A 25,209-nucleotide genomic window follows, 5' to 3' on the forward strand; every position below is an offset into this window, starting at 1 on the left:
ATTCGCAACGAACTCAGCCTGTCTTTGCAGGCTGCTGCTAAATTGCACGCCTTTTAAGGAATATTAATTTATGTCTAATGAAAATTATTATGATGTGACAGCATGGAATATCGGAAATGCACATCAGGATATTGGTGAAGTGATTAACAGTATCATCGACGATATTAAGACCAGGCAAACGCAAACAGATATTAATGAAGGCGGAAAGCCAGGTGCGGTAATTTATATTCCACCTGGCGACTACCACTTAACAACGCAGGTGGTGATCGATATCAGCTATCTTAAAATAGTGGGTTCCGGCCACGGTTTTACTTCTTCAAGCATTCGTTTTAATACGCCGCAAAATGAATGGGCCGACTGGCATGAATTGTGGCCGGGCGGCAGTCGTATTCTGGTTGATCTTACTCCGCATGTGGGCGATGAAGAACATAGTGCAGCCGCGTTCTACGTTAAGAGAGATGGTAATCCACGCATTAGTTCTGTTGAGTTTGCTGACTTCTGCATTGATGGTTTACATTTTATTGGGGCTAGCGACCCGGAAAATAGCTATGTCAATGGTAAAACGGGTATTTATATCGCCAGTGCGCAGGACTCATTCCGTATAACGGGTATGGGAATGGTTTATTTAGAGCATGGTGCCGTGATTTATAACGCCGATGCGCTGTCAATACATGATAACTTTCTTGCAGAATGCGGCAACTGCATAGAGCTGCGCGGAGCAGGACAGGCATCAAAAATCACTGATAACTTAATCGGCGCTGGTTATAACGGCTATTCGATTTATGCTGAAAATTTTGGTGGGCTGTTGGTAACGGCAAATAATGTTTTTCCGCGTGGTTCGAGTAGTGTTCATTTTTCTGGCGTGATTCGCTCTTCAATTACCAGCAACAGGTTCCATTCGTTTTATCCGGGTATGCTGGTACTCGAAAATAATTGTTCAGAAAACATGATTTCTTCGAATCATTTCTTTCGCGAACGTGAGCCCTGGGGGCCTATGCAAAAATACGATAACGGTTTAGATGATTTATATGGTCTGCTGTATATCAGCGGCAATAATAACTCCATTGTTGCCAACCATATTTCTGAAACCATAGAAGCCCAATATATTAAGCCATCTGGTGCAAGGCCAGTAGTCATACGTCTCGTTTCAGGTAGTGGAAACTACCTCTCCGATAATCATATTGTCGCCACTACCGAAGCCGCTAATGCACAGCAAATAGCGAAGCAATCATGCTTTGATACCCAGGTACGCGCGTTGCTGACCGTCGATACCTTGATGCCACTTGATGTCACCATGGTACAAGTGGAAAAGGAATCGCTGCATAACACGATTCTGGATTCAGGAAGTGATGCACAAGTAATAGTGGACAAAACGGTAAACGCCTTCAGAGCCACACCAACACCAGGTATGTAACGGTCTTACCTCGCAAGCTCCGAACAAAACGGGGGGCTTATGCCCCCTTTTTTTGTGTTTTAAACGCAGGGATAAAATAATGAATATAAAATATGTGGCATTGTCTCTAGGTACGCTATTTTCCTCTGGCCTGACGGCAGCGCAAATTTCTACCTCCGATGATATCAACCAGCGTTTTACCCAACTTGAACAGCGTTTAATCAATGCCGAGCAACAAGCAAAAGAGGCTCAGGACGAGATCAAAGCGTTGAAGCAGCAGAAGCTTGTCACTCAGCAAAATATGGTGACGACAACAGTTAATACTGATAAATCAGAAAAGCACACGAACGAGCCTGTAAAATTAATGCTTTCAGGCAATAGCGATATCAAACTCTACGGTGACGTTGAGTTCAATATGGATGCAGCCAGCAGCACCGGCAGCCTGATATCGGTAAATAGCTCGGCAAGAAACTGGGCCAAGGGTAATAATGAGCGTTGGGATATTAACGGCCGAATTCTTCTGGGATTTGACGGCACCCGCAGAGCCGACAATGGCCATTTTGCGGGTTTTTCCGCGCAGCCGCTGGCATATATGACCGGAAAAATGGATGTTGATGACGCTGTATTTTTCTTTGGCCGTGAAGATGACTGGAAGGTAAAAATAGGGCGCTTCGAAGCGTATGATATGTTCCCTCTCAATCAAGATACTTTATTGAATATTCCGGTAATACCGCTAATGACCTTTATAGCGACGGCTACGGCTATATCTACATGATGAAAGAGGGGCGGGGCCGCAGCAGCAATGGTGGAAATTTCCTGATCAGCAAAACGCAGGATAACTGGTACTTTGAGCTGAATAGTCTGCTGGAAAATGGCAGCTCTCTCTTCCAGGATGCGGGCTACCACGGCAACACGCTCGTGAACAAAAAAAATGCAGCCTACCTGCGTCCTGTTGTCGTTTGGAGCCGCGGTCGTTTTTCAACTGCGGTGGCGATGGAAAAGAACATCGTAAATAACGCCTACGGCTATTACACTAACAATAACAATTGGGTCGATCAATCAGACCGTACCGGCTATGGCTGGACGATGACCTGGAATGAACAAAAAACCGATCCCGAGGATGGTGTCATGACCAACCTCGACATTGCCTATATGGATGCCTCAGATGAAAAAGATTTCACCGCAGGCATAAATTCTCTATGGCACCGTTTTGAACTGGGCTATATCTTTGCGCATAACAAAATCGATAAATTTAGCGCCGCCAACTATGCTGACATCTGTGATGACAACTGTTGGATCGCTAAAGCAGGCGATTACGATATCCATACTCTTCACGCTTCGTGGCAGCTTCCAAATATCATGGATATGAAGAATTTTAACATCTACCTGGGTGCTTACGCTTCGTGGCTCGAAGCGAATCCTGCGCAAGGGGACAAACATGAAGATGCCCGTTACGGTGGGCGTGTGCGTTTTAAATACTTTTTCTGATACGATTAAGGCCCGCTTTATGCGGGCCTTATCATTGTTGAATTAAAATTCCTAAAGGCTTTTACGGCATCAGTTCGGCCAGTGTTGGAATCGCATCGATAGCACCAAAACGCGTACAGGTTAATGCACCAACTTTATTGGCCCAGGTAACGTCTGTAATGAAATCGTTATAGTTTATTTGTGTTATATCCCGCTGAGTAAACCGCAACAGCAGTGCGCCGACGAACGCGTCTCCGGCACCTGTCGAATCCACTGACTTAACTTCTATGGAAGGAACCTGCTCTTGCCTGCCGTCCCAGTAGCTGGCCCAGGTACCGCGGTTGCCGAGCGTAACGTTAACGAAGGTTGCTCCCCGGTCATGTAAATAGCGGCAACCTTTTGCCAGATCGCTATAACCGGTTATCAGGGCTAGCTCTTCTTCGCTCATTTTTATCACATCAGCCATTGCAAGCAACGGCTCACAACGGTGAATAAACTCAGCCTCATTGCCACCCCATAGACTGCTGCGGAAGTTGGGATCAAACGAAAGCATTTTTCCCTTCTCCTTTGCAATCTGCGCTACGGCGAAGTAAGTCTTATATAGCTCGCCGTCAAGTAGACCTGTAGCGGCGCCCAGATGAACGATTTTACTGTCGTGCAAAAAATCTGCTGGCAGGCTATGTTGCGCCAGATGACCATCGGCCCCTCGGCAGAAAACAAAATCACGTTCACCGTCATGCTGAATACCAACAAAAGCCAACGTCGTGGGCGCTTGATTATCACGTATAATCAACGAGGTATCCAGCGATTCACGACGCAGCGTCTGGATAAGAAACTCACCGAAAGGATCGTTCCCAACCTGCGCAGCCAGCCGGACTGCCCCTCCCAGTCTGGCAATAGTGACTGCGACATTTGCTGGCGCGCCGCCCGCTTTCTTGAGGAATTTTTCTCCCTGTACCAATCCCTGATCAATGTCGGTACAAACAAAATCAATCAACAGCTCACCCAGGCAGATAATGTTCTGGCTTTTTGTATTTGTTTTCATATTCATGGTTATTGTTCCCAAATGCTACGGTATTGAGTCAGTCGTGCCGTGGCTATCCGTGCTGATGAATTGTATTTCAGCGTAAGCTCATTACAGCGACTGAGATGGTAATAACGCCGTGTGCCGCAATGGCTTCCCTCGTTGGCAAAAACCTCAACAATGCCAGCGTCAAAAAACAGCTCAAGCGTCTCGATCTTTTCAACGTAAGCGCCATACTGCCCTTCGTCATGACCTTCAGCCCGAAGCGTAAGCCAGTTTTCGGCGTAACACAGTTCTGCTTGTTCGCCTGTTTCCCCATTCAGTATCAAAAGCAGCCGGGATATGTCCTTTCCGGTCAGTTTCAGTGAAAATGACTGCTGCGTATCGACAGACAGACGCAGCAATCCATTTTGGCATGCCTGATGATGGTCAGTTTGCTGTCTAACGCATTCTTCTGGTGGTAGCAACGGCTGCATGCACAGAGCCCCATGGTTATTGAGCATAAAGCGGCGCGGCAAAGACATTTCACCGTTGTAGACTGACGCAGCGCTTTTTTTGCTGGCCCAGTTATAGAGCCAGGCGAAACCCAGTATCTGCTGCCCGTCGCGAAAAGTTTGTAAGGCATAAAAATCGGTGCCGAAATCCAGCGTCTGCAAAGGCTTATCATCAGGTGTAAAGCGACCGCTGTTGAAATCTCCGGTCTGGGCATAGAGCAAGTTATGACGGCCGGTTTGTGGCTCGGTATAGCCAACGATGCCGATGATTAATACCCATTTCCCGTTGATGGAGAAAAAATCCGGGCATTCAACACAACGACCACCGTGTTCCCTGAAGTGTCTATCCGCTCGCCATAGCACGTGGTCGAATGTCCACTCATCACTTTCTGCCGAAGTGAACAGCAGTGCTGCCGGATCGCCATCCACTGACGCGCCAAGTAGCATAAAATAGTGGTTTCTTTCACCATCGAACCAGACTTTCGGATCTCGGAAATCACAACCTACGCCTGCTGGCAGCTCGCTCAAGACCTGCTTTACTGATTCAACTTTATCCAGCCAGGGACCTGATGTAGCGCACTTTTGTACTTCACGATAGCCCTTATAAAGATCGTACGCTGGCAGACGTTCTGTAAACCAGAATCGGATTTTACCGTCATTTTCCTGAAAAGCGGTGCCGGAAAACGCACCACCAGTCGCGCCCAGCGCCTCGAGGTTTTGCTCCGGTTGTAGAAAGACAGGGTAGTGCCGCCAGTGGTAAAGATCCTCACTGGCAGCATGCCCCCAGTGCATTGGTCCCCATTCAGTGCTGTGCGGATGATATTGATAGAAGAGATGGTATGTCTCGTCGATTTTGCATAGTCCGTTAGGGTCGTTCATCCAGTTTATAAACGGGGAAAAATGAAGCGCCGGACGTAGCGACTCCTTCGAATACCAGTCCACCATCTTGCTGCGCCCAACAGGGTAAAGCGTGTGTGTATCACTGATCAAAAAGGTAACGCCTTCCTGCGCTAAGGTTTTCGGCAGCCAGTAATAAAAAAGAGATATATCTGCGGCATTCTCCTCCCATTCAATGGTTAGCGGCTGATCGGAATAATGCGTATAGGTGAAATACTGATGATAATCAGCGGCCTTTTTTATCGCATAGATAATTTCCCCTCCTGCTGAAAACTGTAATAGAGGCGAGTTGTTTTCGCGGCTGCGTTTCAGCCAAATATCAAACCTCATTCCTGAAGTAACAGGTAATGTTAATTTTTTCATAGAATATACTTTCCGGTGGTGATGAATTTTTTGCAATTAACTTTCTCTCCATGGCTCACCATAGAGTTAATTAATCTGCTGAGTTTATATTAACTGCAAAGCAACAGTTATACTTTTGTCACAGTCATACCCAGGCTGCTTTCGCGAATTATTAACTTGGTAGTCAGTTCAATAGAGTCAATACCTTCCTTTTTTTCTGAGGCGTTAATTATCTCGAAGGCCAGCTTACCCATTTCATTTATTGGTTGAGCAATGCTCGTTATATTCAGCATTTGGGCGATAATAGTGTTATCAAAACTGGCGATAGCGATATCACCAGGGATGCGAATGTTACGGCGTCGCAGATTTTCAATAACATAGCTTGCCGCTACATCGTTATAAATAAACAGGCAGTTTAATTTATCCTCTTGTGTAAGAATATTATCAACAATTTTATCCAGTGAGTGGATATGCCCTCGGTTATCTTCGCCGTCCCCTTTGGGGATCCAGTAGCTATGTTGCTTTTCCACCTGATATCCGCGGCTACGAACTTTCTTACAAAAGGCGGACATCTTGCGGTTATCCACACCATCCTGTCCGATAAAACCAAAGCGGGTGCGACCAGTATCAATAAAGTGCTCGGCAACCTTTTCAGCCCCTCGTTCCTGGTTGTTGGAAACTGAATTAAAGAAGCGGGAAGTTTGCGTTACCACGGCAGTATTAATGCCCGTAGCTTGCAGCCACGCGGAGAGTGACGATTCCGCCTCAGTTGGAACCCAAATCAGCGCTTCAATACCCATGCCAGCCAGCGCTCTTATCATTTGCCGATCCTGAAACGGCTGATTCTGGTGGGTCTTAACCAGAATGGTTTTCCCGGTGTAGCGAGCCTCTTCTTCCAGTGAAGACAGAAGTTCACAGAAATGCGGATTAACCAGATTGGGGACCACCAAACCAATCAGCCCGGAGCATTTGCCACTCAGTAGGACTGCATTTCTGTTTGGTACGTAACAAAGAAAATCCATTGCCTCGTGTACAACACGACGAGTTTGTACTGTTACGCTGGGATGATTGTTAATCACCCGGGATACCGTTGCGGTAGAAACGCCAGCTCTGGTTGCTACATCTCGTATTGAAGCCATAAATAATGTTATCGGTTACAAGCGTTACATAATTAACAACAAGTATAAAACAAAGAGTGATGAAAAATGTCGGGCGGATCTCGTGTTGTAACGTTACATGAAATCTTGATCAACTCCACAGAATTAGCCAAGCCAAACTCGTCCGCTTAGCAACATTAGTGAATGTAATCCATCAGCGGTACGCTGCTGTTGGTCTAAAGCGGATAGTTGCAATTGCGATCTGACCATGAAACAACATCGGATGCTGAAAACATCATGGTTTCTACCTTCGATAATACATTGGTGTAGTCTTCCAGCCAGGAGCGTCAGGTATATTGATGCAGCAACAAAGATGATCTTGCTTGCAAGTTTTATTAATCAGGGAAAAATCAACCATTGTTTTTTTGTGGTATCAGTTCCGTTTTCGAAAAAAAGAGAGGTCACGGCCTCCCAAATCCAGTGACTTATTTATGTTGTTATAGTTATTTTACTTACCATCAGAATAAAAAACGTCACTATGCTGAAGGCTAAATTTCTTTCTGTACTTTTGTGGAGGTAGTTGATACTTTTTATGAAACGCTCTGGTAAATGATTGTTGAGAGTCAAAACCATACTTTATGGCCAGACTAATCAGTGGCTCATTTGATGTTATGAGTTTATCAGCAATCAAAATTAGTTTCCTTTCTCTGATAAAATGACCAAGAGTTTGTCCGGTCTCCGCTAAAAATAATCTTTGTAAGTGCCATTTTGAATAACCGGATTTAATGGCTATGTCATCGATTTTCAGATGCGATTCAATATTGTTATTTATCCATAGAATTAAGTCACTAATGAAATTTTTTCTGTTTTTCATGGCACGGTTCTCGACGTATTCTGCCCCCGGACAGAATGATGTTTCATCCTTAGATCTTTGGTGTGGCTGATTCAGATAATGTCTGAATATTTATCTCCAGCGAATGCGTGACCTTTATGGAGGTTAGCTGAACCCGAAGAACAAAGAGATAGTTATCAATCTGTTCACTGGTTAAATGGAAACAGGGCGAAACATTATGCAGTACAACGTGTTGCTGTATAAAGCTCTCTGCTTTAGATGGAATGTTTTCTTTATTGAATGACGGCGTGGTATCTAACAAAAGGACTAACTGTGTTTGTCTGTACTTAATATTTTCCTGAATATTGTCTGAACTAATTTTCTGAAGGGAGATGATAAGAGTATCGGCCTCATCTACTACGGACTGGCAATTGTCCTGAACCCAGCAGGGAAACTTTCTTGCAAGCTGGCTTACCTGTTCAGAATCCCCGGCTGAAAGAAAAACATGAGCACAAGGATCAAGACGGAACAATTCGACCAGGAAGCTTTCAGTCAGATTATTTATCCCAAGAATGCCAATTCGCGTCATATTGCCACCATGTTTCCGTTATGCTCATTTGAAGAAACAACTTTTTTCTCTGTTTAAAAAGCCAGAGAGTCCGTTTACCCGGGTTTATTTGCCACTTCACCAGATAATGAAGATTGCCAGCCACCACCCAGAGCCCTGAATGCTGCCACTGCTGCACGGGCTGATTCTGTCTGCGCCTGCGCTCTTGCATCGGAAGCCTGGAGAAGCGTTTCATCATTATGCAGCACGTCAATCAGGCTGGCCGTGCCATGCTGAAACGCGATGAATGATGACTGTTGTGCACTGGCAAGAGAGGTTTCACCTCGGGTCAGTATGGCTGCTTGTGTCTGACGATTGACCAGCGCCGAGAAGGCGTTTTCAACGTCTTCCGTTGCGCGTAATACGGACAGCCGGTAAGCGGCAAGTGCTTCTGCTTCCTGACCTTTCGCCTGCTCTATCTGTGCATTAATACGGCCAAAGTCAAAAAGCCGCCAGCGTAACCCCAGTACACCTGCCGACTGGCTGGCACCGGCAGTGAAAAGATTACCCCCTGACACTGCCGTTGCACTGCCAAGCAGCGCGTTAAGAGAAAACTTTGGATAATACTCGCTGACTGCCACGCCGATACGGGCGCTTGATGCCGCCAGATGACGCTCGGCCACAATAATATCGGGTCTGCGGCGAAGCAGGTCAGCCGGGGTACCCATTGCAGTAATTGCTGGTGTATGAGGAATAGCCCCCGATGCAGCCAGTTGCGCACGATGCGTCCCGGGTGGCGTACCCAGCATAACGTCCAGCGCATTCATGGCGGCATCAAGCCCATTGTTCAGAACCGGTACCGTTGCCTTTACCTGTTCAAGTACGCCTTCAGTCTGGCGAACCTGATATTCTGGTGCCAGCCCTTTGCTGTACAACAGCTGAATTTTTTCCAGCAGTTGTTGTTGTGTGATGACCTGTTTATTCGCAATATCCAGCCGGGTCTGCAATCCGCGCAGGGTGATATAGATATCCGCAGTTTGCGCCGCGACAGCCAGACGTGTGGCCGCGACACCGGCCTCAGAAGCCTGATAATCGGCCAGAGCAGCCTGACGGGTTCGCCTCAGGCCACCAAACAGGTCTATCTCCCAGCTTGCATTGAGATCGGTTTCATAAGAATTGCCGTAGCGATTATAATCCGGTGTTGAATTGAGCACCTGACCCAATGGTGTTTCAACCGACTGCCTGGCGCGGGCTGCTTGTCCGCTGATATTGCCCGAAGGGAGCAGCGCTGCGGTTGCGGCTCCCAACCCTGCTCGGGCCTGTACCATCCTGGCGGAAGCCTGGGCGAGGTCGAGATTTTGCTTGAGAGCGTCAGCAACCAACCGACTTAATAAGGGGTCGCCGAAGCTCTCCCACCAGATTGCGTAACTGGCAGGTTCGGATGTATTACCCTGCTGTAAGGCCGGTTGAGCCTGATAACGCTCCGCAAGTGGTACCTCAGGGCGATGATAGTCTGGCCCGACGGTACAACCCGCCAGGAGGGAAGTACCCACGATCAGTGCAAGCGTATTTAGGGAAAACATGAAGAACCCTTGAGTTGAATTTAAATTGTGACTACATTACCAAATGGTCACTCGTTGTCAATCAGGTCTTATTGAGATAAGTTGGAATAATGACTAAACAGATGAACAATACCCCTTCACGGGGGCCTACCGACCACAGTGTCCGTGATCAGGTTGTTGACGCAGCCACTGAGCATTTCGGTCACTTTGGCTATGAAAAAACCACTGTCTCCGACCTCGCCAAAGCGATCGGTTTTTCAAAGGCTTATATTTATAAGTTTTTCGACTCCAAACAGGCGATTGGTGAAGTGATTTGCTCCAACCGGCTGGCGATGATAATGGAAATTGTCAACGCTGCGATTGCCGATGCGCCGACCGCGTCTGAGAAAATAAGACGATTATTCAGAACATTATCAGAATCTGGCAGTGATTTATTTTTTCATGACCGTAAGTTGTACGACATTGCTGCTGTTGCAGCGCGTGATAACTGGCCTTCAGCACAAGCGCATGAGCAGCGCCTGCGGAAGCTTATTGAGCAGATCATTGTGGAAGGGCGAAAGGCAGGTGAATTCGAAAGAAAAACGCCTCTTGACGAGGCTACGGATGCGATCTTTATGGTTATGCGGCCTTATATCAGCCCGGTTCAACTGCAATATAATCTTGATGACGCCCAGGCAGCGGCCGCGTTACTGTCGTCATTGATCCTGAGAAGTTTATCACCATAGCGTAGTGACTATTGACAAAAATGGTCACCTGCTCGAATATGTGATTCCTGTCCTGTCTAATTAATTAAGGGAACCCATGTTCGGGCTTAAACCTGTCACCTTTGCTATTTGTCTGTTGCCGTTTGCCCTTGCGGCCTGTGGCGATGCTTCCGATAACAGTGATCCACGCAGCCTGCCACCTCTCGTCAGGTCTGCAACTGCGATCAACGCAACCGATTATTCCCGAGCTTTCACGGGGGTGGTCGCTGCACGAATTCAGAGCGACCTGGGTTTCAGGGTACAGGGCAAAATCCTGGAACGTCTCGTTGATACCGGCCAGACAGTGAAACGTGGCCAGCCATTAATGCGTCTGGACCCCGTTGATCTGAGGCTGCAGGCGCAGGCTCAGCAGCAGGCTGTCGCCGCAGCAAAAGCGCGCGCCCGACAGACAGCGGACGACGAAGCACGATATCGCGGTCTGGTCACAGCAGGTGCCGTATCGGCATCCGCTTACGATCAGATTAAGACCGCTGCAGATACGGCCAGGGCTGATCTCAGTGCCGCCCAGGCACAGGCAAATGTGGCGCAAAACGCCATGAACTACGCAGTCCTGGTGGCTGATTCTGACGGCGTGGTGGTGGAAACGTTGGCTGAGCCGGGTCAGGTTGTTAGTGCCGGGCAGCCAGTTATCAGGCTTGCCAGAGCAGGGCAACGAGAAGCTGTTGTCCAGTTGCCTGAGACGCTTCGCCCGGCCATTGGAAGCGAGGCGCAGGCCTCGCTGTACGGCAGCGATGAACAACCTGTTTCCGCGAAACTGCGGTTGCTTTCTGATTCAACTGATCCGCTGACGCGCACGTTTGAGGCGCGGTATGTGCTCGATGGCCCCTTGTCTGGCGCGCCCCTTGGTGCCACTGTCACCATCCATATTGCTGAGGACAAAACATCCCGGTCGTTGCTGCAGGTGCCTTTAGCCGCCATTTTTGACGCGGGTAAAGGCCCGGGGGTTTGGTGTATTTCAGGCACCCCAGCCAGGGTGACATGGCGGCCCGTACAGATTGTTAGCCTCGGGGATAATGCTGCAAACGTGACCGGCAGCCTTAAGCCCGGCGAACAGGTCGTGGCGCTGGGGGCTCATCTGCTGCATGATGGTGAGACTGTCCGGCTGGCGAAACAGAGCGATGTCAGTGTCGCCGGGAGTCGGCCATGAGTAGCGGGCGTTTCAATCTTTCCGCGCTTGCCGTGCGCGAGCATTCAATTACGCTGTTTCTTATCCTGTTGATAACCATAGCTGGCATTCTCTCGTTCCTTGGACTGGGTCGCGCAGAAGACCCACCGTTCACTGTCAAGCAAATGACCATCATTTCTGCCTGGCCTGGAGCCACGGCTCAGGAAATGCAGGACCAGGTAGCCGATCCGCTGGAAAAACGGCTACAGGAACTCAAATGGTATGACCGCACGGAGACCTACACGCGCCCCGGCCTGGCTTTTACCACACTCGCATTACAGGATGGAACACCGCCTTCTCAGGTTCAGGAAGAGTTTTACCAGGCGCGTAAAAAGCTGGGTGATGAGGCAAAAAACCTGCCCGCAGGCGTGATCGGCCCGATGATCAACGATGAGTTCTCCGATGTCACGTTTGCGCTCTTTGCTCTTAAGGCAAAAGGAGAGCCACAGCGGCTACTGGTACGTGATGCCGAGTCATTACGCCAGCGCTTATTACATGTTCCCGGCGTTAAAAAGGTCAATATTATCGGCGAACAGGCGGAGCGGATATTTGTCTCATTTTCCCATGACCGTCTGGCAACACTGGGGGTCTCTCCACAAGATATATTTTCTGCCCTTAACAACCAAAACGTACTGACGCCTGCCGGTTCGATAGACACTCACGGGCCACAGGTTTTTATCCGTCTGGATGGAGCGTTTGACAACCTTGAGAAAATTCGTGAAACGCCGGTTGTGGTTAATGGAAGAATTCTGAAGCTTTCTGATGTGGCGACAGTGAAACGCGGCTACGAAGATCCGGCGACCTTTATGGTGCGTAGTCAGGGTGAGCCTGCACTACTGCTTGGTATCGTGATGCGTGAAGGCTGGAATGGTCTGGATCTGGGGAAAGCGCTGGATAAGGAAGTCGCCAGCATCAATGCGGATATGCCACTCGGCATGACATTCTCTAAAGTCACCGATCAGTCTGTTAACATCAAATCCGCCATAAACGAGTTCATGGTCAAGTTTTTTGTGGCGCTGCTGGTCGTGATGGTGGTCTGCTTTCTCAGCATGGGGTGGCGTGTGGGCGTGGTGGTCGCTGCTGCTGTGCCACTGACGCTGGCTGTTGTCTTTGTGATCATGGAAGCCTCAGGTAAAAACTTCGACCGTATTACCCTGGGTTCGCTTATTCTCGCGCTCGGTTTACTGGTGGATGATGCCATCATTGCCATTGAAATGATGGTGGTGAAGATGGAAGAGGGTTACGACCGAATAAAAGCCTCGGCGTATGCCTGGAGCCACACAGCTGCACCTATGCTGGCCGGTACGCTGGTCACGGCCGTTGGCTTTATGCCCAACGGTTTCGCGCAATCCACGGCGGGTGAATACACCAGCAATATGTTCTGGATTGTGGGGATTGCCTTGATTGCCTCCTGGGTAGTGGCGGTGGTATTTACGCCGTATCTCGGGGTGAAAATGCTGCCTGACATCAAAACGGTTGAAGGAGGGCATGATGCTATCTACAACACCCGCCGCTACAACCGTTTTCGTCAGTTGCTGACACGGGTAATCGCACGAAAATGGCTGGTGGCAGGTTCTGTCATCGCGGTATTCACCGTTGCTGTTCTCGGCATGGCACTGGTGAAAAAACAGTTTTTCCCGACGTCTGACCGGCCTGAGGTTCTGGTGGAAGTGCAGATGCCGTATGGCACCTCCATTGAACAAACCAGCGCCGCCGTAACGAAAATTGAGGACTGGCTCAAGCGCCAGAAAGAAGCAAAAATCGTGACGTCTTATATCGGGCAGGGTTCACCCCGTTTTTATCTCGCTATGGCACCGGAGCTGCCCGATCCCTCTTTTGCGAAAATTGTTATCCTGACCGACAGCCAGGAAGCCCGTGAGGCGCTCAAGTTCCGTCTTCGCCAGGCTGTGGCTGACGGACTGGCCCCGCAGGCGCGAGTTCGCGTAACCCAGTTGGTGTTTGGCCCGTATTCACCCTATCCGGTTGCCTTCCGAGTGATGGGGCCGGATCCGACTGTATTACGTGACCTCGCGTACAAAGTGGAGAAAGTGATGCAGGCCAGCCCGCTGATGAGAACGGTCAACACGGACTGGGGCTCACGCGTGCCGACACTGCATTTCACCCTGAATCAGGACCGGCTGCAGGCGGTGGGGCTGACGTCAAATGCTGTGGCCCAGCAGCTTCAGTTCCTGCTTTCGGGTGTTCCGGTCACCGCTGTGCGTGAAGATATCCGTTCAGTGCAGGTCATAGGACGTGCTGCCGGCGATATCAGGCTTGATCCAGCGAAGATAGCGGGCTTCACCTTAGTCGGTTCTGCAGGGCAGCGTATCCCATTATCGCAAGTTGGCGAGGTTGAAGTGCGGATGGAAGATCCTGTGCTGCGCCGTCGTGACCGAGTGCCAACCATAACAGTGCGGGGTGATATCGCCGAATCCTGGCAGCCGCCGGATGTCTCCACTGCAATTATGAAGCAACTGCAGCCCATCATCACAACGCTTCCTGATGGATACCGTATTGAGGAAGCTGGCTCGATTGAGGAGTCAGGGAAAGCCACCAAAGCGATGGCACCCTTATTCCCAATTATGATAGCCATGACTCTGCTGATCATCATCCTCCAGGTGCGCTCGATGTCGGCGATGGTGATGGTCTTTATGACCGCACCTCTGGGGCTGGTGGGGGTGGTGCCTACCTTACTGCTCTTCAACCAGCCCTTTGGCATCAATGCGTTGGTGGGTCTGATTGCTCTTTCGGGAATTCTCATGCGTAACACCTTAATCCTTATCGGGCAGATTCATCATAACGAGCTGGAAGGGCTTGACCCATTTCATGCGGTCATTGAGGCAACGGTACAGCGCTCAAGGCCCGTACTGCTCACAGCGATGGCGGCCATTTTGGCCTTTATTCCGTTAACCCATTCTGTGTTCTGGGGAACACTTGCCTACACACTGATAGGCGGGACACTGGGTGGGACCATTATTACGTTGGTGTTCCTGCCAGCCATGTATGCCATTTGGTTCCGGATAAAGAGCCCGGATTCAAACTCGTCAGCGGAAAACCATTCAACTTCTGAAGGATTAAACAATGTCTGAACATAAAGTTGTTCTGATTACCGGCGTGTCATCAGGTATTGGCAGGGCGACCGCCCAGGCCTTTAAAGCCAGAGGCTGTCAGGTATTTGGTACTGTCAGAGATATCAACACTGCAGCCCCGTTGAATGGCGTTGCACTGACAGAAATGGACGTCCGCGAGGAACATTCGGTGCAACAGGCGATTGAAAGGGTGATAGACAAAGCCGGACGGATTGATATTCTGGTTAACAGCGCGGGAGTGTCCCTGATTGGTGCGGTTGAGGAAACATCAGTGGAGGAAGCCACCCGGCTGTTTGATACCAACTTTTTTGGCGCATTACGTACGACAAGAGCCGTACTGCCGTACATGCGAAACCAGAAAAGCGGGCGCCTCGTGAATGTCAGCTCGGTGCTGGGCTTTCTGCCCGCGCCCTTTATGGGCATCTATGCTGCGTCCAAACACGCTTTGGAAGGGATGTCTGAAACCCTGGATCACGAGCTACGTGGAAGCGGTGTTCGTGTCACGCTGGTTGAGCCTTCTTTTACAAGAACAAAACTTGATGTGAATTCCGCTGAAACGGCAGAAAAGATGGCCTTTTATGAAGAGGCGCGAGGCCAGACCATGAGGGCCATACTGAAACAAGTCGGAACGGCATCCTTGCCTGAGAGCGTTGCAGGAACAATTGTGACCGCTGCGCTGGGCCCATGGAAAATGCGCAATACGCCCGGAGCAGAAGCCACACTGCTGGCCAGATTACGCCGCTTTGCACCTGCCAGTATGGTCAGTAAAGGACTGAGAAAAACCTTTGGAATGAAAGAATAGCCACTTAACAATCGGCCCTTGTCTGCAATAGTTCACTCCGGTGGATATGCCAGTTGTTCCACATGAGCAACTGGTAATCCCCCCATTTTTAACGGAGGTGATAAGTAGAATCAGGCCATGCGTTGAATATGCTGCATCGGCGTGAAGCCATTCAGTGCCATATTCGGACGTTCGTGATTATAAAACCATTGCCACTGCGTGGCATAGCCCTGCAATTCGTCCAGTGAGTTAAACAGGTGCTGGCCCAGCCAGTCATAACGTACAGTCCGGTTATATCGCTCAATCCAGGAATTCTGTTGAGGTTTGCCAGGCTGAAGAAAACGAAGCGTTATATTCTGCTGAGCTGCCTATGACATCAGTACCTTGCTGGTATATTCTGGCCCGTTATCGTATCGTATTGCTGCCGGTTTACCTTTCCATTCAATGCGTTGTTCGAGAGTCCTCACTACACGATTTGCTGGCAGGGAAAAATCCACTTCAATCGCCAGTGCTTCACGATTAAAGTCATCAATGATATTCAGTAAACGGACGGAGCGACCGTCTGATAGCTGATCATGCATGAAGTCCATCGACCAGCATTCGTTGCGACTTTCTGGCACCGTCAGCGGTTCAGGTTTATCCCGTTTCAGTCTTTTTTTCGGCTTTATTCGCATGTTCAGCGACAGTTCACAGTAAATTCGCTACACCCTTTTGTGGTTGAAGCGGAAGCCTTTTACGTTGCGCAGGTACAAAAAGCACAGACCAAACCCCCAGTTGCGCTGACTGCCAGTGATGCGGAGCAGCCAGTCGGCAATGACCTCATTTTCCTCATTCAGTTGAGACTGATAGCGATAGCAACTTTCGCTGACAACAAACAACTGGCAGGCAAAACTTATGCTGACATTCCGGCTCCTGACTGCATCCTGCGCCATCTGCTTTCGACTCGATGGCTTCACCACTTTTTTGCCATGGCTTCCTGAAGGATTTCGGTTTTGAGGCGCTCCTCCGCATACATTTTTTTGAGGCAGCGGTTTTCATCTTCCAGTTCTTTCAGACGGGTCATCATGAAGGCATCCATCCCGCCAAAACGCGAACGCCACTTATAGAAACTGGCATTGCTCATGCCATGTTCACGACATAGTTCAGCCACCGGAGTTCCGGCCTCAGCTTGCTTCAGAATGGACATGATCTGGCTGTCAGTAAAACGTGACTTTTTCATAGAGATCTCCCCGGTTCAGATTACGAGAAAATTCTACTTATAAACACACTGGTTTTTCGGGGAGATTACCACTCATTTTAGACTGTGCTTTCATGAGATCACATGAGACAATGTGGAATAAAAAATCCACGCAATTGCGTGGATTTTAGAGGGTTTTGTGATTCCTATGAGATTCAGCGAAACCTCATGAGACAACAAATTTTATTTAGACGTTAAACAGGAAGTTCATAACATCGCCATCTTTAACGATATAGTCTTTCCCTTCAGCGCGCATTTTACCGGCTTCTTTCGCACCCTGTTCACCTTTATAGGTAATAAAGTCTTCATAAGCGATAGTTTGCGCGCGGATAAAGCCTTTTTCGAAGTCGGTATGGATTTTACCTGCGGCCTGCGGCGCAGTAGCACCAACCGGGATAGTCCATGCACGGACTTCTTTCACACCCGCGGTGAAGTAGGTTTGCAGGCTAAGCAGTTCATAGCCTGCACGAATTACACGGTTCAGGCCGGGTTCTTCGAGGCCCAGTTCCGCCATAAATTCGTCACGGTCTGCATCATCCAGCTCGGCGATATCTGATTCAACAGAAGCACACACGGCAACCACGACAGAGCCTTCTGCTGCGGCAATTTCTTTCACTGTATCCAGATACGGATTGTTTTCAAAACCATCTTCGTTGACGTTGGCGATATACATCGTTGGTTTCAGCGTCAGGAAGCTCAGGTATTTGATAGCCGCTTTGTCTTCATCTGTCAGTGTTTTGAGTGCACGCAACATACCGGCATTTTCCAGTTGTGGCAGGCATTTTTCCAGTGCAGCCAGTTCAGCTTTGGCGTCTTTGTCACCACCTTTGGCTTTTTTCTGAACGCGATGAATGGCGCGTTCGCAGGTGTCCAGGTCAGACAGCGCCAGTTCAGTATTAATAACGTCAATATCGTCAGCCGGGTCAACTTTATTGTTCACGTGAATGATGTTGTCGTTCTCAAAACAACGCACAACGTGACCAATCGCTTCAGTTTCACGGATGTTCGTCAGGAACTGGTTACCAAGGCCTTCACCTTTGGATGCGCCTTTAACCAGTCCGGCAATATCAACGAATTCCATTGTGGTAGGCAAAATACGCTGTGGTTTAACAATTTCTGCCAGTTTATCCAGGCGTGGGTCTGGCATGGGCACAACACCAGTGTTTGGCTCAATGGTGCAAAACGGAAAGTTTGCGGCTTCAATTCCCGCTTTAGTGAGTGCGTTGAACAATGTGGACTTACCCACGTTCGGCAAGCCGACAATACCGCATTTGAATCCCATGGTTTAGATCACCTTAATCACTTAAATCAAAGGGTTATAATTAACCTGATGAAGAATAAAATAGTCTGATACCTATTATACACACAAAGCGCAATCTAAGGGCGGCAATTGCATGTGTGGCGCGGCCAGCAAAAAACGGTGCAACCGCGCCAGAGTGTGGCAAACAACTAGCCTTTGAAGGCGTGCAGGCGGTTTGTTGCCAGAGTAAGGCCATCTTTGAATAAGATATCTGTGCAGCGCACGGCTTCATCAATAGCCGCATCAATAGCTTGCTGCTCGGATAGTGGAGGTTTACCCAGCACAAAACCGGTGACTTTATTTTTATCACCTGGGTGACCAATGCCCACTCGCAGGCGGTGGAACCCAGGGTTATTACCCAGTTTACTAATGATATCTTTCAGGCCGTTATGGCCGCCATGGCCGCCACCTGTTTTGAATTTCGCTACCCCGGGCGGCAGGTCAAGCTCATCATGGGCGACCAGAATTTCATCCGGCATAATGCGATAAAAGCTCGCCATCGCCAGGACAGCTTTGCCGCTCAGGTTCATAAACGTAGTTGGAACCAGCAACCGGACATCATTCCCGTTAACCTGAATACGCGCAGAATAACCAAAAAACTTCGGGTCATCTTTCAGAGACTGGTTATGACGTTGTGCGAGTAAATCAACATACCATGCACCAGCATTATGGCGGGTCGCGGCGTATTCCGCGCCAGGGTTCGCCAGCCCTACAATTAACTTAATAGCCACATGCATCTTCCTGCATTAAATAAGTGCGCCGTATTTTAGCGGGTCGGCACGGAGATGACAAAGCACGTTCGGGTATTGCGGTCTGCCCCGGGACTGTTTTTTACAGCACGGCCAGATAATGTACTTAGGGGAAAATAATGGGAGTAAAAATGGATAATTTATGGAGGCAATCATTATTAAATACATTTATTCAAATAGTTATTTGTAAAATTTTGTCATATTAAAGCCATTATTGTGATCCTGTACGCACACTGCGTCAGTTTGTTCTGCTTATACTTTAGACAAAGGAGGGGGAAGCCCCACCGAACCACTTTTTACCGGAGGTGACATATGAAACGTAAAAACGCTTCGTTACTCGGCAATTTCTTAATGGGGTTTGGTCTCGTGGTGATGGTTGCCGGGGTTGGTGTTTCCGTACTGAATCAGTTACCTCAACTGAATATTTCTGAGATGCTGGGCCATGGCGCTATTTTTAGTATATTCGCGGGAGCCATACTTTGGCTGGTTGGTGCGCGGGTAAGTGGTCACGAGGCGGTTGCCGACCGCTACTGGTGGGTTCGCCACTTTGATAAGCGTTGCCAGCGTAAACAGCATCGCCACAGCTAAATTGTTCTTAGCTTCTTATTATGCGCCCCAGCCAGCTTTCTGGCTGGGGCGCGCTGTTTTATTACACCTGAGTATGCACGATATCTTTTACTGCATCATCAAAACCGGGGAAGAAGGTAAGCTTACCTTCAATCGGTTTCACGCCTGCACGAGCCAGCGTGCGCAGAGGTTGAAAGCCTAACTCACAGATGCGCAACTCTGTTCCTTCAGGTAACCGGCTGATAAACCGCTCAAGGGCTGCAAGCCCGCCAGCATCTAACAGTGTGACACCATACCAGTTGAGCACAATTACGTGTTTACCTGGCAATTGCGCGGTCAGTTGCTCAAAAATGCCATCTGCAGCGGCGAAGAATAACGGGCCAGTGATACGGGTTGCCAGCACGGTATCCGGTAACGGTTGAGTAACGGGCGCCAGGCGGGTCATTTGCGCGATGCGCCGCATAAACAATAGTGATGCAAGCACAATCCCTACGCTGATGGCGATAACCATATCGAACAGTACCGTGAGCGACATACACAGCAACATCACGATAATGTCATCTGGCGGCGCGCGGCGGAATAAGTTAATGACTTTGTGCGCTTCGCTCATGTTCCAGGCAACTATCAGCAGCAACGCGGCCATTGAAGCCAGCGGCAGCCAGGAAAGCCAGGGAGCAAGGAGTAAAATTGCCAGCAATACCAGAATTGCATGGATAATTGCTGCAACAGGTGAAGTTGCCCCGGCACGCACATTAGCGGCAGAACGGGCTATAGCCGCTGTTGCTGTAATCCCCCCAAAGAATGGCGCAATGACGTTACCGAAGCCCTGCCCAAGTAATTCACTGTTGGCATTATGTTTGGTTCCCGTCATACCGTCGAGAACCACGGCGCACAGTAAGGATTCAATAGCTCCCAGCATCGCCATTGAAAATGCTGCAGGCAACAAGGCCTGAACAGTGGACCAGGAAAGCGTAAAGCTGCTGCCTGGCAGAGTCCAGGGGAGCATTAGCTGAGGTAAAACTTGCGGAATACCATTCCCCTGGCTGCCATCGGGCAACAGGTAGTGAAAGCGTGACCCAATTGTTGCCACATCCCCACCCATCATTTTAACCACTGCCATTACCGCGCAACCGGCAACCAGTGCAGGCAAATGACCAGGCAAACGGATCCCTAAACGTGGCCACAAAATTAGCGTACCCAGTGTAACAACCCCTGGCAGGGTATCGCCCCAGTTTAGGGTAGGAAGGGCTGTTATCAGTGCGAAGAGTTTATTCAGGTAATGCTCAGGGACATGGGCCAGTGTTAAACCAAAAAAATCTTTGATTTGCATGGTGGCAATGGTGATGGCGATACCCGAAGTGAAACCCAGCGTAACTGGAAGCGGGATGTATTCAATGAGCCGGCCAAAACGAGCCAGCCCAAATAAAATTAAGAAAAAGCCAGAGAGCATAGTGGCAATCAACAAGCCTGCCAGGCCAAATTGCTGCGATACCGGATAGAGAATAACAACGAATGCCGCGGTCGGGCCCGAGACACTAAACCGCGAGCCTCCTGTAATGGCAATCACAATACCGGCAATGGCTGATGTATATAACCCGTATTGCGGAGCAACCCCACTGCCAATGGCAAGTGCCATTGCTAATGGTATGGCTATTATACCAACCGTCAGGCCAGCTAACAGGTCACGGTAAAAACGTGCCAGCGTGTACTTTTGTTGTACGCAAGCTTCTTTTACTGCATAGAACGGCATAAGGTGAGAAAAAATTGATCGTTTCACAATCCAGCACCCAGATGCGCATCACAAGGTGGTCACACCAGTGAAGGAGGCAATTAGTATTACAAAATAAATACGGAACAAAAAAAACCCGCCTGAGCGGGTTTTACGTAAATCACTCTATCAATGTTCAAACATTGCAGAGATTGATTCTTCATTGCTGATGCGGCGAATCGCCTCAGCCAGCATGCCAGACAGGGTAAGAGTACGCACGTTTGGCAGTGCTTTGATTTCCGGTGCCAGAGGAATGGTATCGCACACAACCACTTCATCAATGACGGAATTTTTCAGGTTAGTTACAGCGTTGCCTGAGAAAATCGGGTGAGTGGCATAGGCAAAAACACGTTTTGCACCACGTTCTTTCAGTGCTTCAGCTGCTTTACACAGGGTGCCACCGGTATCGATCATATCGTCTACCAGTACGCAGTCGCGGCCAGCAACATCACCAATGATATGCATTACCTGAGAAACGTTAGCGCGAGGACGACGTTTATCGATAATCGCCATGTCGGTGTCGTTCAGCAGTTTGGCAATGGCGCGGGCACGTACTACGCCGCCGATATCCGGAGAAACCACAATGGGGTTATCCAGTTCCAGTTGCAGCATATCTTCGAGCAGAATCGGGCTGCCGAAAACGTTATCAACCGGGACATCAAAGAAACCCTGAATTTGTTCAGCATGCAGGTCGACGGTCAGAACACGGTCAACACCAACGCTGGACAGGAAGTCAGCAACAACTTTTGCTGTAATAGGAACACGAGCGGAGCGCACGCGACGATCCTGACGGGCATAGCCGAAGTAGGGGATCACGGCGGTAATACGGCCTGCAGATGCACGACGCAGGGCGTCAACCATGACAACCAGCTCCATCAGATTATCGTTGGTGGGAGCACAAGTGGACTGGATGATGAAAATATCACCACCGCGAACATTTTCGTTAATTTGTACACTTACTTCGCCGTCGCTAAAACGACCTACAGCTGCGTCACCGAGAGAAGTATACAGGCGGTTGGCAATACGTTGTGCTAGTTCCGGTGTGGCGTTACCAGCAAAAAGCTTCATATCAGGCACGAGAAGAACCTCAGGCATGCGTCCAGTGTGGGATGGCGAAAGTAACTTATGGGGGCCGTTTTTCACCATCCGGTGTATTAATTAAGCGCAGCATGCAACGTCTGGAACAAGGGTGACGTTGTCACCTGCACTCAGATTCCCCGAAGGCTGCGAAGGAGCGGCGAAAGATTTTGCCCTTTTGCCACAAAACCCTGTAACCATTGCGGGGCTTGCTCAAGAACCTGACGGGCTTCCGCTTCTGTGTTGAATTCAGCATAAACACATGCACCGGTACCAGTCAGGCGCGACGGCGCGTATTCTAACAGCCAGGAAAGCGCTCTATCAACCTCGCCAAAACGTTTTCTTGCGATAACTTCGCAATCATTCTTGAATTCACATTTTAGTAACGTGTCCAGAGACCTTACAGGCGTATTTCTGGGCAACTCCGGGTCAGTAAAAATTAATGGTGTGGATATGCTCACACCAGGGTGAATCACTAAGTACCATTTTTCAGCAGGTGTGGCAGGCGTGAGTACTTCGCCGACACCTTCGGCGAAGGCTGCGTGCCCACGCACAAAAACAGGCACATCTGCACCAAGTTGCAAACCCAGTGTGGCTAATTCATCTTCAGTAAGATTAGCCTGCCAGAGCGCATTTAGTGCAACCAAAACTGTTGCAGCATTGGATGAACCACCGCCAAGGCCGCCACCCATCGGGAGTTTTTTATCAACTGACAACTGCGCGCCACAAGAGGCCGCAATCTGCCCCTTGCTCAGTGCATAGCCTTGCAATAAACGCCCAGCCCGTACCAGCAGGTTCTCTTCTTCAGGCACACCAGCTACCTGTGTTTGTAACTGTATCTGCCCATTATCCGTTACGGTTACCCCAACCGTATCGCCGTAGTCCAGAAACTGAAACAGAGTCTGCAGGTTGTGGTAACCATCCGCACGGCGGCCAGTAATATAGAGAAATAAATTCAGTTTAGCGGGTGCTGGCCACAACGTTGTCATTTAATAATCCAGTTATCCATTTTTAATTTGATACGCTGGTCACCATTAGTTAACTCCATATTGTTGGGCAGCGAAGGCGTCACTTTCGTATTGTAACCGGAATAAGTAACGTGCCAGGTTTTGCCGTTAACTGTGTAATTGAGAGTATTTAACTGATACTGGCTGTCCAGAGTATAGTCAGTTGCATCGCCGGGTAACCCAACCATCCACTGGCGCAGGCTTTGCAGCGGAATCGACATACCTGTCAGTTTTTCAATCATTTCTTCGGCGTCGTCAGAAACATAACGTTTGCCTTTGTTATCAACCAGAATAACCTGGCCTGGTTGTGCATTCAGCTCCAGCTCTGTACTGCCAAGCGGGTTGGTGAGCAACAGGCGGTATTTATCAGCTCCGGTTTGTTGCCAGAAAAAGCGAGCATAAACTTTTTGCTGCTCTGTAAGGAAAGCGAACGCGCCGCGGGTCTGGTATTGCGTTACTGCTTTAATGGCGTTTTCACGTTGAACCCACTGTGGGGAGTCCGGGCTTTTCCCGGGTTGTTTCGGTGAGTTAAGTGCACAGGCAGTCAGCATCAGGCTGGCAAGCGGGACCAGGCGTAACAGCCGGGCAGAAGAAAAAGTTATCACAATGACATCCCTTTTGTGGTCAGTTGCACGCATGCTATCGCCCACAGGCCATAGCGTCTATGGGCAAGTTGTCATAAATCATGAAATTATCTATTACTCCGAAAGCGGTAGCTTACTTTAATTGATATGACGCATATTGTATGATGCATCCAGAAATCCATAGTGATGTCGGTACTACTCGCCAGAAATGACTCTATTAGCGTTAGGTATTAACCATAAAACAGCCCCAGTCTCTTTGCGGGAACGTGTTTCGTTCACGCCGGAGACCCTTGATCATGCGCTTAATAGCTTGCTTGCGCAGCCAAAGGTACAGGGTGGTGTGGTGTTATCAACGTGCAACCGTACTGAATTGTATTTGAGTGTTGAAGAGCAAAGCGACTTGCAAGAACAACTGGTGCGCTGGCTGTGTGATTACCATCAACTGAACGAAGCAGATGTTCGCCAAAGCCTGTACTGGCATAAAGATAATGATGCCGTCAGCCATTTAATGCGGGTTGCCAGTGGCCTGGATTCCCTGGTATTGGGTGAACCGCAAATTCTTGGTCAGGTAAAAAAAGCGTTTGCAGATTCACAGCGTGAACACTCTGTGTCTGGCGAGCTGGAAAGAATGTTCCAGAAGTCGTTTTCAGTGGCGAAACGTGTTCGTACCGAAACAGAAATTGGTGCAAGTGCGGTCTCTGTCGCTTTTGCTGCCTGCACGCTTGCCCGGCAAATTTTCGAGTCACTGTCTTCTGTAACCGTTATGCTGGTGGGCGCAGGCGAAACTATTGAGCTGGTCGCACGGCATTTGCGTGAACATAAAGTCAAACAAATGATAATCGCGAATCGTACCAGGGAAAGGGCGCAACTGCTTGCTCAGGAAGTGGGAGCAGAGGTTATCTCTCTTGGCGATGTCGATGAACGGTTATATCAGGCTGATATCATCATCAGTTCTACTGCCAGTCCTTTACCTATTATCGGTAAAGGAATGGTTGAGCGTGCTATGAAAAAACGCCGGAATCAGCCCGTTTTGCTGGTTGACATTGCTGTTCCGCGTGATGTCGAACCAGAAGTCAGCAATGTGCCCAATGCTTACCTCTATAGTGTGGACGACCTTCAGTCCATCATTGAACACAATATGGCACAACGCCAGGCGGCAGCGCAGCAGGCTGAAGCCATTGTTACCCAGGAAACGGGCGAATTTATGTCGTGGCTGCGTGCGCAGAGCGCGACAGAGACAATTCGGGATTTCCGTGCTCATGCTGAGCATGTTCGTGATGATCTGGCTGAACGTGCACTTGCTGCCCTGGCTCAGGGGGAAGATGCCAATGCCGTGGTTCAGGATCTCGCCCGCAAACTGACACAAAAACTGATCCATACCCCAACCAAAGCATTACAGCAGGCCGCCCGCGATGGCGATGAAGAACGCCTGCAACTCCTGCGCAACAGCCTCGGGCTGGATTAGT

At 49.3% G+C, this 25,209-nt stretch carries 19 protein-coding genes and 2 pseudogenes; 8 read left to right on the forward strand and 13 right to left on the reverse strand.

Annotated elements, in window-relative coordinates; translation table 11 throughout:
- Positions 1-70: 70 nt before the first annotated feature.
- Both DES37_RS04975 and DES37_RS04980 read left to right on the forward strand, forming a co-directional pair.
- The gene (locus DES37_RS04975) at positions 71-1,414 is read left to right on the forward strand and encodes a NosD domain-containing protein (RefSeq protein WP_110025085.1); all 1,344 of its coding nucleotides are present in this window, start codon (positions 71-73) and stop codon (positions 1,412-1,414) included.
- Between the two features lie 394 nt (positions 1,415-1,808).
- Positions 1,809-2,881, forward strand: a pseudogene (locus DES37_RS04980) (carbohydrate porin).
- A 61-nt stretch (positions 2,882-2,942) separates the two neighbouring features.
- Here the strand turns inward: DES37_RS04980 and DES37_RS04985 are convergent.
- The 6 genes from DES37_RS04985 to DES37_RS05010 form a co-directional block, all read right to left on the reverse strand.
- Positions 2,943-3,911, reverse strand: coding sequence for a carbohydrate kinase family protein (locus DES37_RS04985; RefSeq protein ID WP_211320538.1), 969 nt, complete (start codon positions 3,909-3,911; stop codon positions 2,943-2,945).
- Positions 3,912-3,913: 2 nt separating this feature from the next.
- Complete coding sequence (locus tag DES37_RS04990; protein ID WP_110025086.1) at positions 3,914-5,638, reverse strand: GH32 C-terminal domain-containing protein; 1,725 nt, start codon at positions 5,636-5,638, stop codon at positions 3,914-3,916.
- A gap of 107 nt (positions 5,639-5,745) precedes the next feature.
- Positions 5,746-6,756, reverse strand: coding sequence for a LacI family DNA-binding transcriptional regulator (locus tag DES37_RS04995; protein WP_110025087.1), 1,011 nt, complete (start codon positions 6,754-6,756; stop codon positions 5,746-5,748).
- A gap of 466 nt (positions 6,757-7,222) precedes the next feature.
- Complete coding sequence (locus DES37_RS05000; protein ID WP_110025088.1) at positions 7,223-7,588, reverse strand: helix-turn-helix domain-containing protein; 366 nt, start codon at positions 7,586-7,588, stop codon at positions 7,223-7,225.
- Between the two features lie 49 nt (positions 7,589-7,637).
- Positions 7,638-8,135: a hypothetical protein gene (locus tag DES37_RS05005; RefSeq protein WP_110025089.1), complete on the reverse strand. Its 498-nt coding sequence runs from the start codon at positions 8,133-8,135 to the stop codon at positions 7,638-7,640.
- Between the two features lie 74 nt (positions 8,136-8,209).
- Complete coding sequence (locus DES37_RS05010; protein ID WP_110025090.1) at positions 8,210-9,676, reverse strand: efflux transporter outer membrane subunit; 1,467 nt, start codon at positions 9,674-9,676, stop codon at positions 8,210-8,212.
- A gap of 89 nt (positions 9,677-9,765) precedes the next feature.
- Here DES37_RS05010 and DES37_RS05015 point away from each other — a divergent pair, with 89 nt between their 5' ends.
- The 4 genes from DES37_RS05015 to DES37_RS05030 all read left to right on the forward strand — a co-directional run bounded on the left by DES37_RS05015 (position 9,766) and on the right by DES37_RS05030 (position 15,475).
- Positions 9,766-10,380 carry a TetR/AcrR family transcriptional regulator gene (locus tag DES37_RS05015; RefSeq protein ID WP_110025091.1) on the forward strand — a complete coding sequence of 205 codons (615 nt, stop codon included), beginning with the start codon at positions 9,766-9,768 and terminating at the stop codon, positions 10,378-10,380.
- A gap of 76 nt (positions 10,381-10,456) precedes the next feature.
- On the forward strand, positions 10,457-11,566 hold the full coding sequence (locus tag DES37_RS05020) for an efflux RND transporter periplasmic adaptor subunit (RefSeq protein WP_110025092.1): 1,110 nt from the start codon (positions 10,457-10,459) through the stop codon (positions 11,564-11,566).
- A complete protein-coding gene (locus tag DES37_RS05025; protein ID WP_110025093.1) occupies positions 11,563-14,673 on the forward strand; it encodes an efflux RND transporter permease subunit in 3,111 nt (1,036 codons plus the stop codon). Before DES37_RS05020 ends, DES37_RS05025 begins: the two co-directional genes overlap by 4 nt.
- A complete protein-coding gene (locus DES37_RS05030; protein WP_110025094.1) occupies positions 14,666-15,475 on the forward strand; it encodes an oxidoreductase in 810 nt (269 codons plus the stop codon). The genes DES37_RS05025 and DES37_RS05030 overlap by 8 nt, the downstream gene beginning before the upstream one ends.
- A 110-nt stretch (positions 15,476-15,585) precedes the next feature.
- Here the strand turns inward: DES37_RS05030 and DES37_RS05035 are convergent.
- The 3 genes and pseudogenes from DES37_RS05035 to pth all read right to left on the reverse strand — a co-directional run bounded on the left by DES37_RS05035 (position 15,586) and on the right by pth (position 18,722).
- Positions 15,586-16,673: pseudogene (locus tag DES37_RS05035) on the reverse strand (IS3 family transposase).
- Between the two features lie 205 nt (positions 16,674-16,878).
- On the reverse strand, positions 16,879-17,973 hold the full coding sequence (ychF, locus tag DES37_RS05040; RefSeq protein WP_036105242.1) for a redox-regulated ATPase YchF: 1,095 nt from the start codon (positions 17,971-17,973) through the stop codon (positions 16,879-16,881).
- A 167-nt stretch (positions 17,974-18,140) separates the two neighbouring features.
- Positions 18,141-18,722, reverse strand: coding sequence for an aminoacyl-tRNA hydrolase (pth, locus tag DES37_RS05045; protein ID WP_036105540.1), 582 nt, complete (start codon positions 18,720-18,722; stop codon positions 18,141-18,143).
- Between the two features lie 330 nt (positions 18,723-19,052).
- Here pth and ychH point away from each other — a divergent pair, with 330 nt between their 5' ends.
- Positions 19,053-19,328 carry a stress-induced protein YchH gene (gene ychH / locus DES37_RS05050; RefSeq protein WP_036105245.1) on the forward strand — a complete coding sequence of 92 codons (276 nt, stop codon included), beginning with the start codon at positions 19,053-19,055 and terminating at the stop codon, positions 19,326-19,328.
- A gap of 61 nt (positions 19,329-19,389) precedes the next feature.
- Here ychH and dauA read toward each other — a convergent pair whose 3' ends face one another.
- The 4 genes from dauA to lolB form a co-directional block, all read right to left on the reverse strand.
- A complete protein-coding gene (gene dauA / locus DES37_RS05055) occupies positions 19,390-21,084 on the reverse strand; it encodes a C4-dicarboxylic acid transporter DauA (protein WP_110025095.1) in 1,695 nt (564 codons plus the stop codon).
- Between the two features lie 120 nt (positions 21,085-21,204).
- Positions 21,205-22,152, reverse strand: a complete 948-nt coding sequence (gene prs, locus DES37_RS05060) for a ribose-phosphate diphosphokinase (protein ID WP_146211492.1) — start codon at positions 22,150-22,152, stop codon at positions 21,205-21,207.
- A gap of 131 nt (positions 22,153-22,283) precedes the next feature.
- Positions 22,284-23,141, reverse strand: coding sequence for a 4-(cytidine 5'-diphospho)-2-C-methyl-D-erythritol kinase (gene ispE / locus DES37_RS05065; protein WP_036105251.1), 858 nt, complete (start codon positions 23,139-23,141; stop codon positions 22,284-22,286).
- Positions 23,138-23,761 carry a lipoprotein insertase outer membrane protein LolB gene (lolB, locus tag DES37_RS05070; RefSeq protein WP_036105544.1) on the reverse strand — a complete coding sequence of 208 codons (624 nt, stop codon included), beginning with the start codon at positions 23,759-23,761 and terminating at the stop codon, positions 23,138-23,140. Before lolB ends, ispE begins: the two co-directional genes overlap by 4 nt.
- Positions 23,762-23,951: 190 nt before the next feature.
- Here lolB and hemA point away from each other — a divergent pair, with 190 nt between their 5' ends.
- On the forward strand, positions 23,952-25,208 hold the full coding sequence (hemA, locus tag DES37_RS05075) for a glutamyl-tRNA reductase (protein WP_036105254.1): 1,257 nt from the start codon (positions 23,952-23,954) through the stop codon (positions 25,206-25,208).
- The last annotated feature ends 1 nt before the right edge of the window (position 25,209 follow it).

This window comes from Mangrovibacter plantisponsor (genome assembly GCF_003182475.1).
GTDB lineage: Bacteria > Pseudomonadota > Gammaproteobacteria > Enterobacterales > Enterobacteriaceae > Mangrovibacter > Mangrovibacter plantisponsor.

What these genes read in the sequence shown, in the direction of transcription:
- DES37_RS04975 (WP_110025085.1), top strand. Translation starts at nt 71, where the DNA reads ATGTCTAATGAAAATTATTATGATGTGACAGCATGGAATATCGGAAAT.
- DES37_RS04985 (WP_211320538.1), bottom strand. Translation starts at nt 3,911, where the DNA reads ATGAATATGAAAACAAATACAAAAAGCCAGAACATTATCTGCCTGGGT.
- DES37_RS04990 (WP_110025086.1), bottom strand. Translation starts at nt 5,638, where the DNA reads ATGAAAAAATTAACATTACCTGTTACTTCAGGAATGAGGTTTGATATT.
- DES37_RS04995 (WP_110025087.1), bottom strand. Translation starts at nt 6,756, where the DNA reads ATGGCTTCAATACGAGATGTAGCAACCAGAGCTGGCGTTTCTACCGCA.
- DES37_RS05000 (WP_110025088.1), bottom strand. Translation starts at nt 7,588, where the DNA reads ATGAAAAACAGAAAAAATTTCATTAGTGACTTAATTCTATGGATAAAT.
- DES37_RS05005 (WP_110025089.1), bottom strand. Translation starts at nt 8,135, where the DNA reads ATGACGCGAATTGGCATTCTTGGGATAAATAATCTGACTGAAAGCTTC.
- DES37_RS05010 (WP_110025090.1), bottom strand. Translation starts at nt 9,676, where the DNA reads ATGTTTTCCCTAAATACGCTTGCACTGATCGTGGGTACTTCCCTCCTG.
- DES37_RS05015 (WP_110025091.1), top strand. Translation starts at nt 9,766, where the DNA reads ATGACTAAACAGATGAACAATACCCCTTCACGGGGGCCTACCGACCAC.
- DES37_RS05020 (WP_110025092.1), top strand. Translation starts at nt 10,457, where the DNA reads ATGTTCGGGCTTAAACCTGTCACCTTTGCTATTTGTCTGTTGCCGTTT.
- DES37_RS05025 (WP_110025093.1), top strand. Translation starts at nt 11,563, where the DNA reads ATGAGTAGCGGGCGTTTCAATCTTTCCGCGCTTGCCGTGCGCGAGCAT.
- DES37_RS05030 (WP_110025094.1), top strand. Translation starts at nt 14,666, where the DNA reads ATGTCTGAACATAAAGTTGTTCTGATTACCGGCGTGTCATCAGGTATT.
- ychF (WP_036105242.1), bottom strand. Translation starts at nt 17,973, where the DNA reads ATGGGATTCAAATGCGGTATTGTCGGCTTGCCGAACGTGGGTAAGTCC.
- ychH (WP_036105245.1), top strand. Translation starts at nt 19,053, where the DNA reads ATGAAACGTAAAAACGCTTCGTTACTCGGCAATTTCTTAATGGGGTTT.
- ispE (WP_036105251.1), bottom strand. Translation starts at nt 23,141, where the DNA reads ATGACAACGTTGTGGCCAGCACCCGCTAAACTGAATTTATTTCTCTAT.
- hemA (WP_036105254.1), top strand. Translation starts at nt 23,952, where the DNA reads ATGACTCTATTAGCGTTAGGTATTAACCATAAAACAGCCCCAGTCTCT.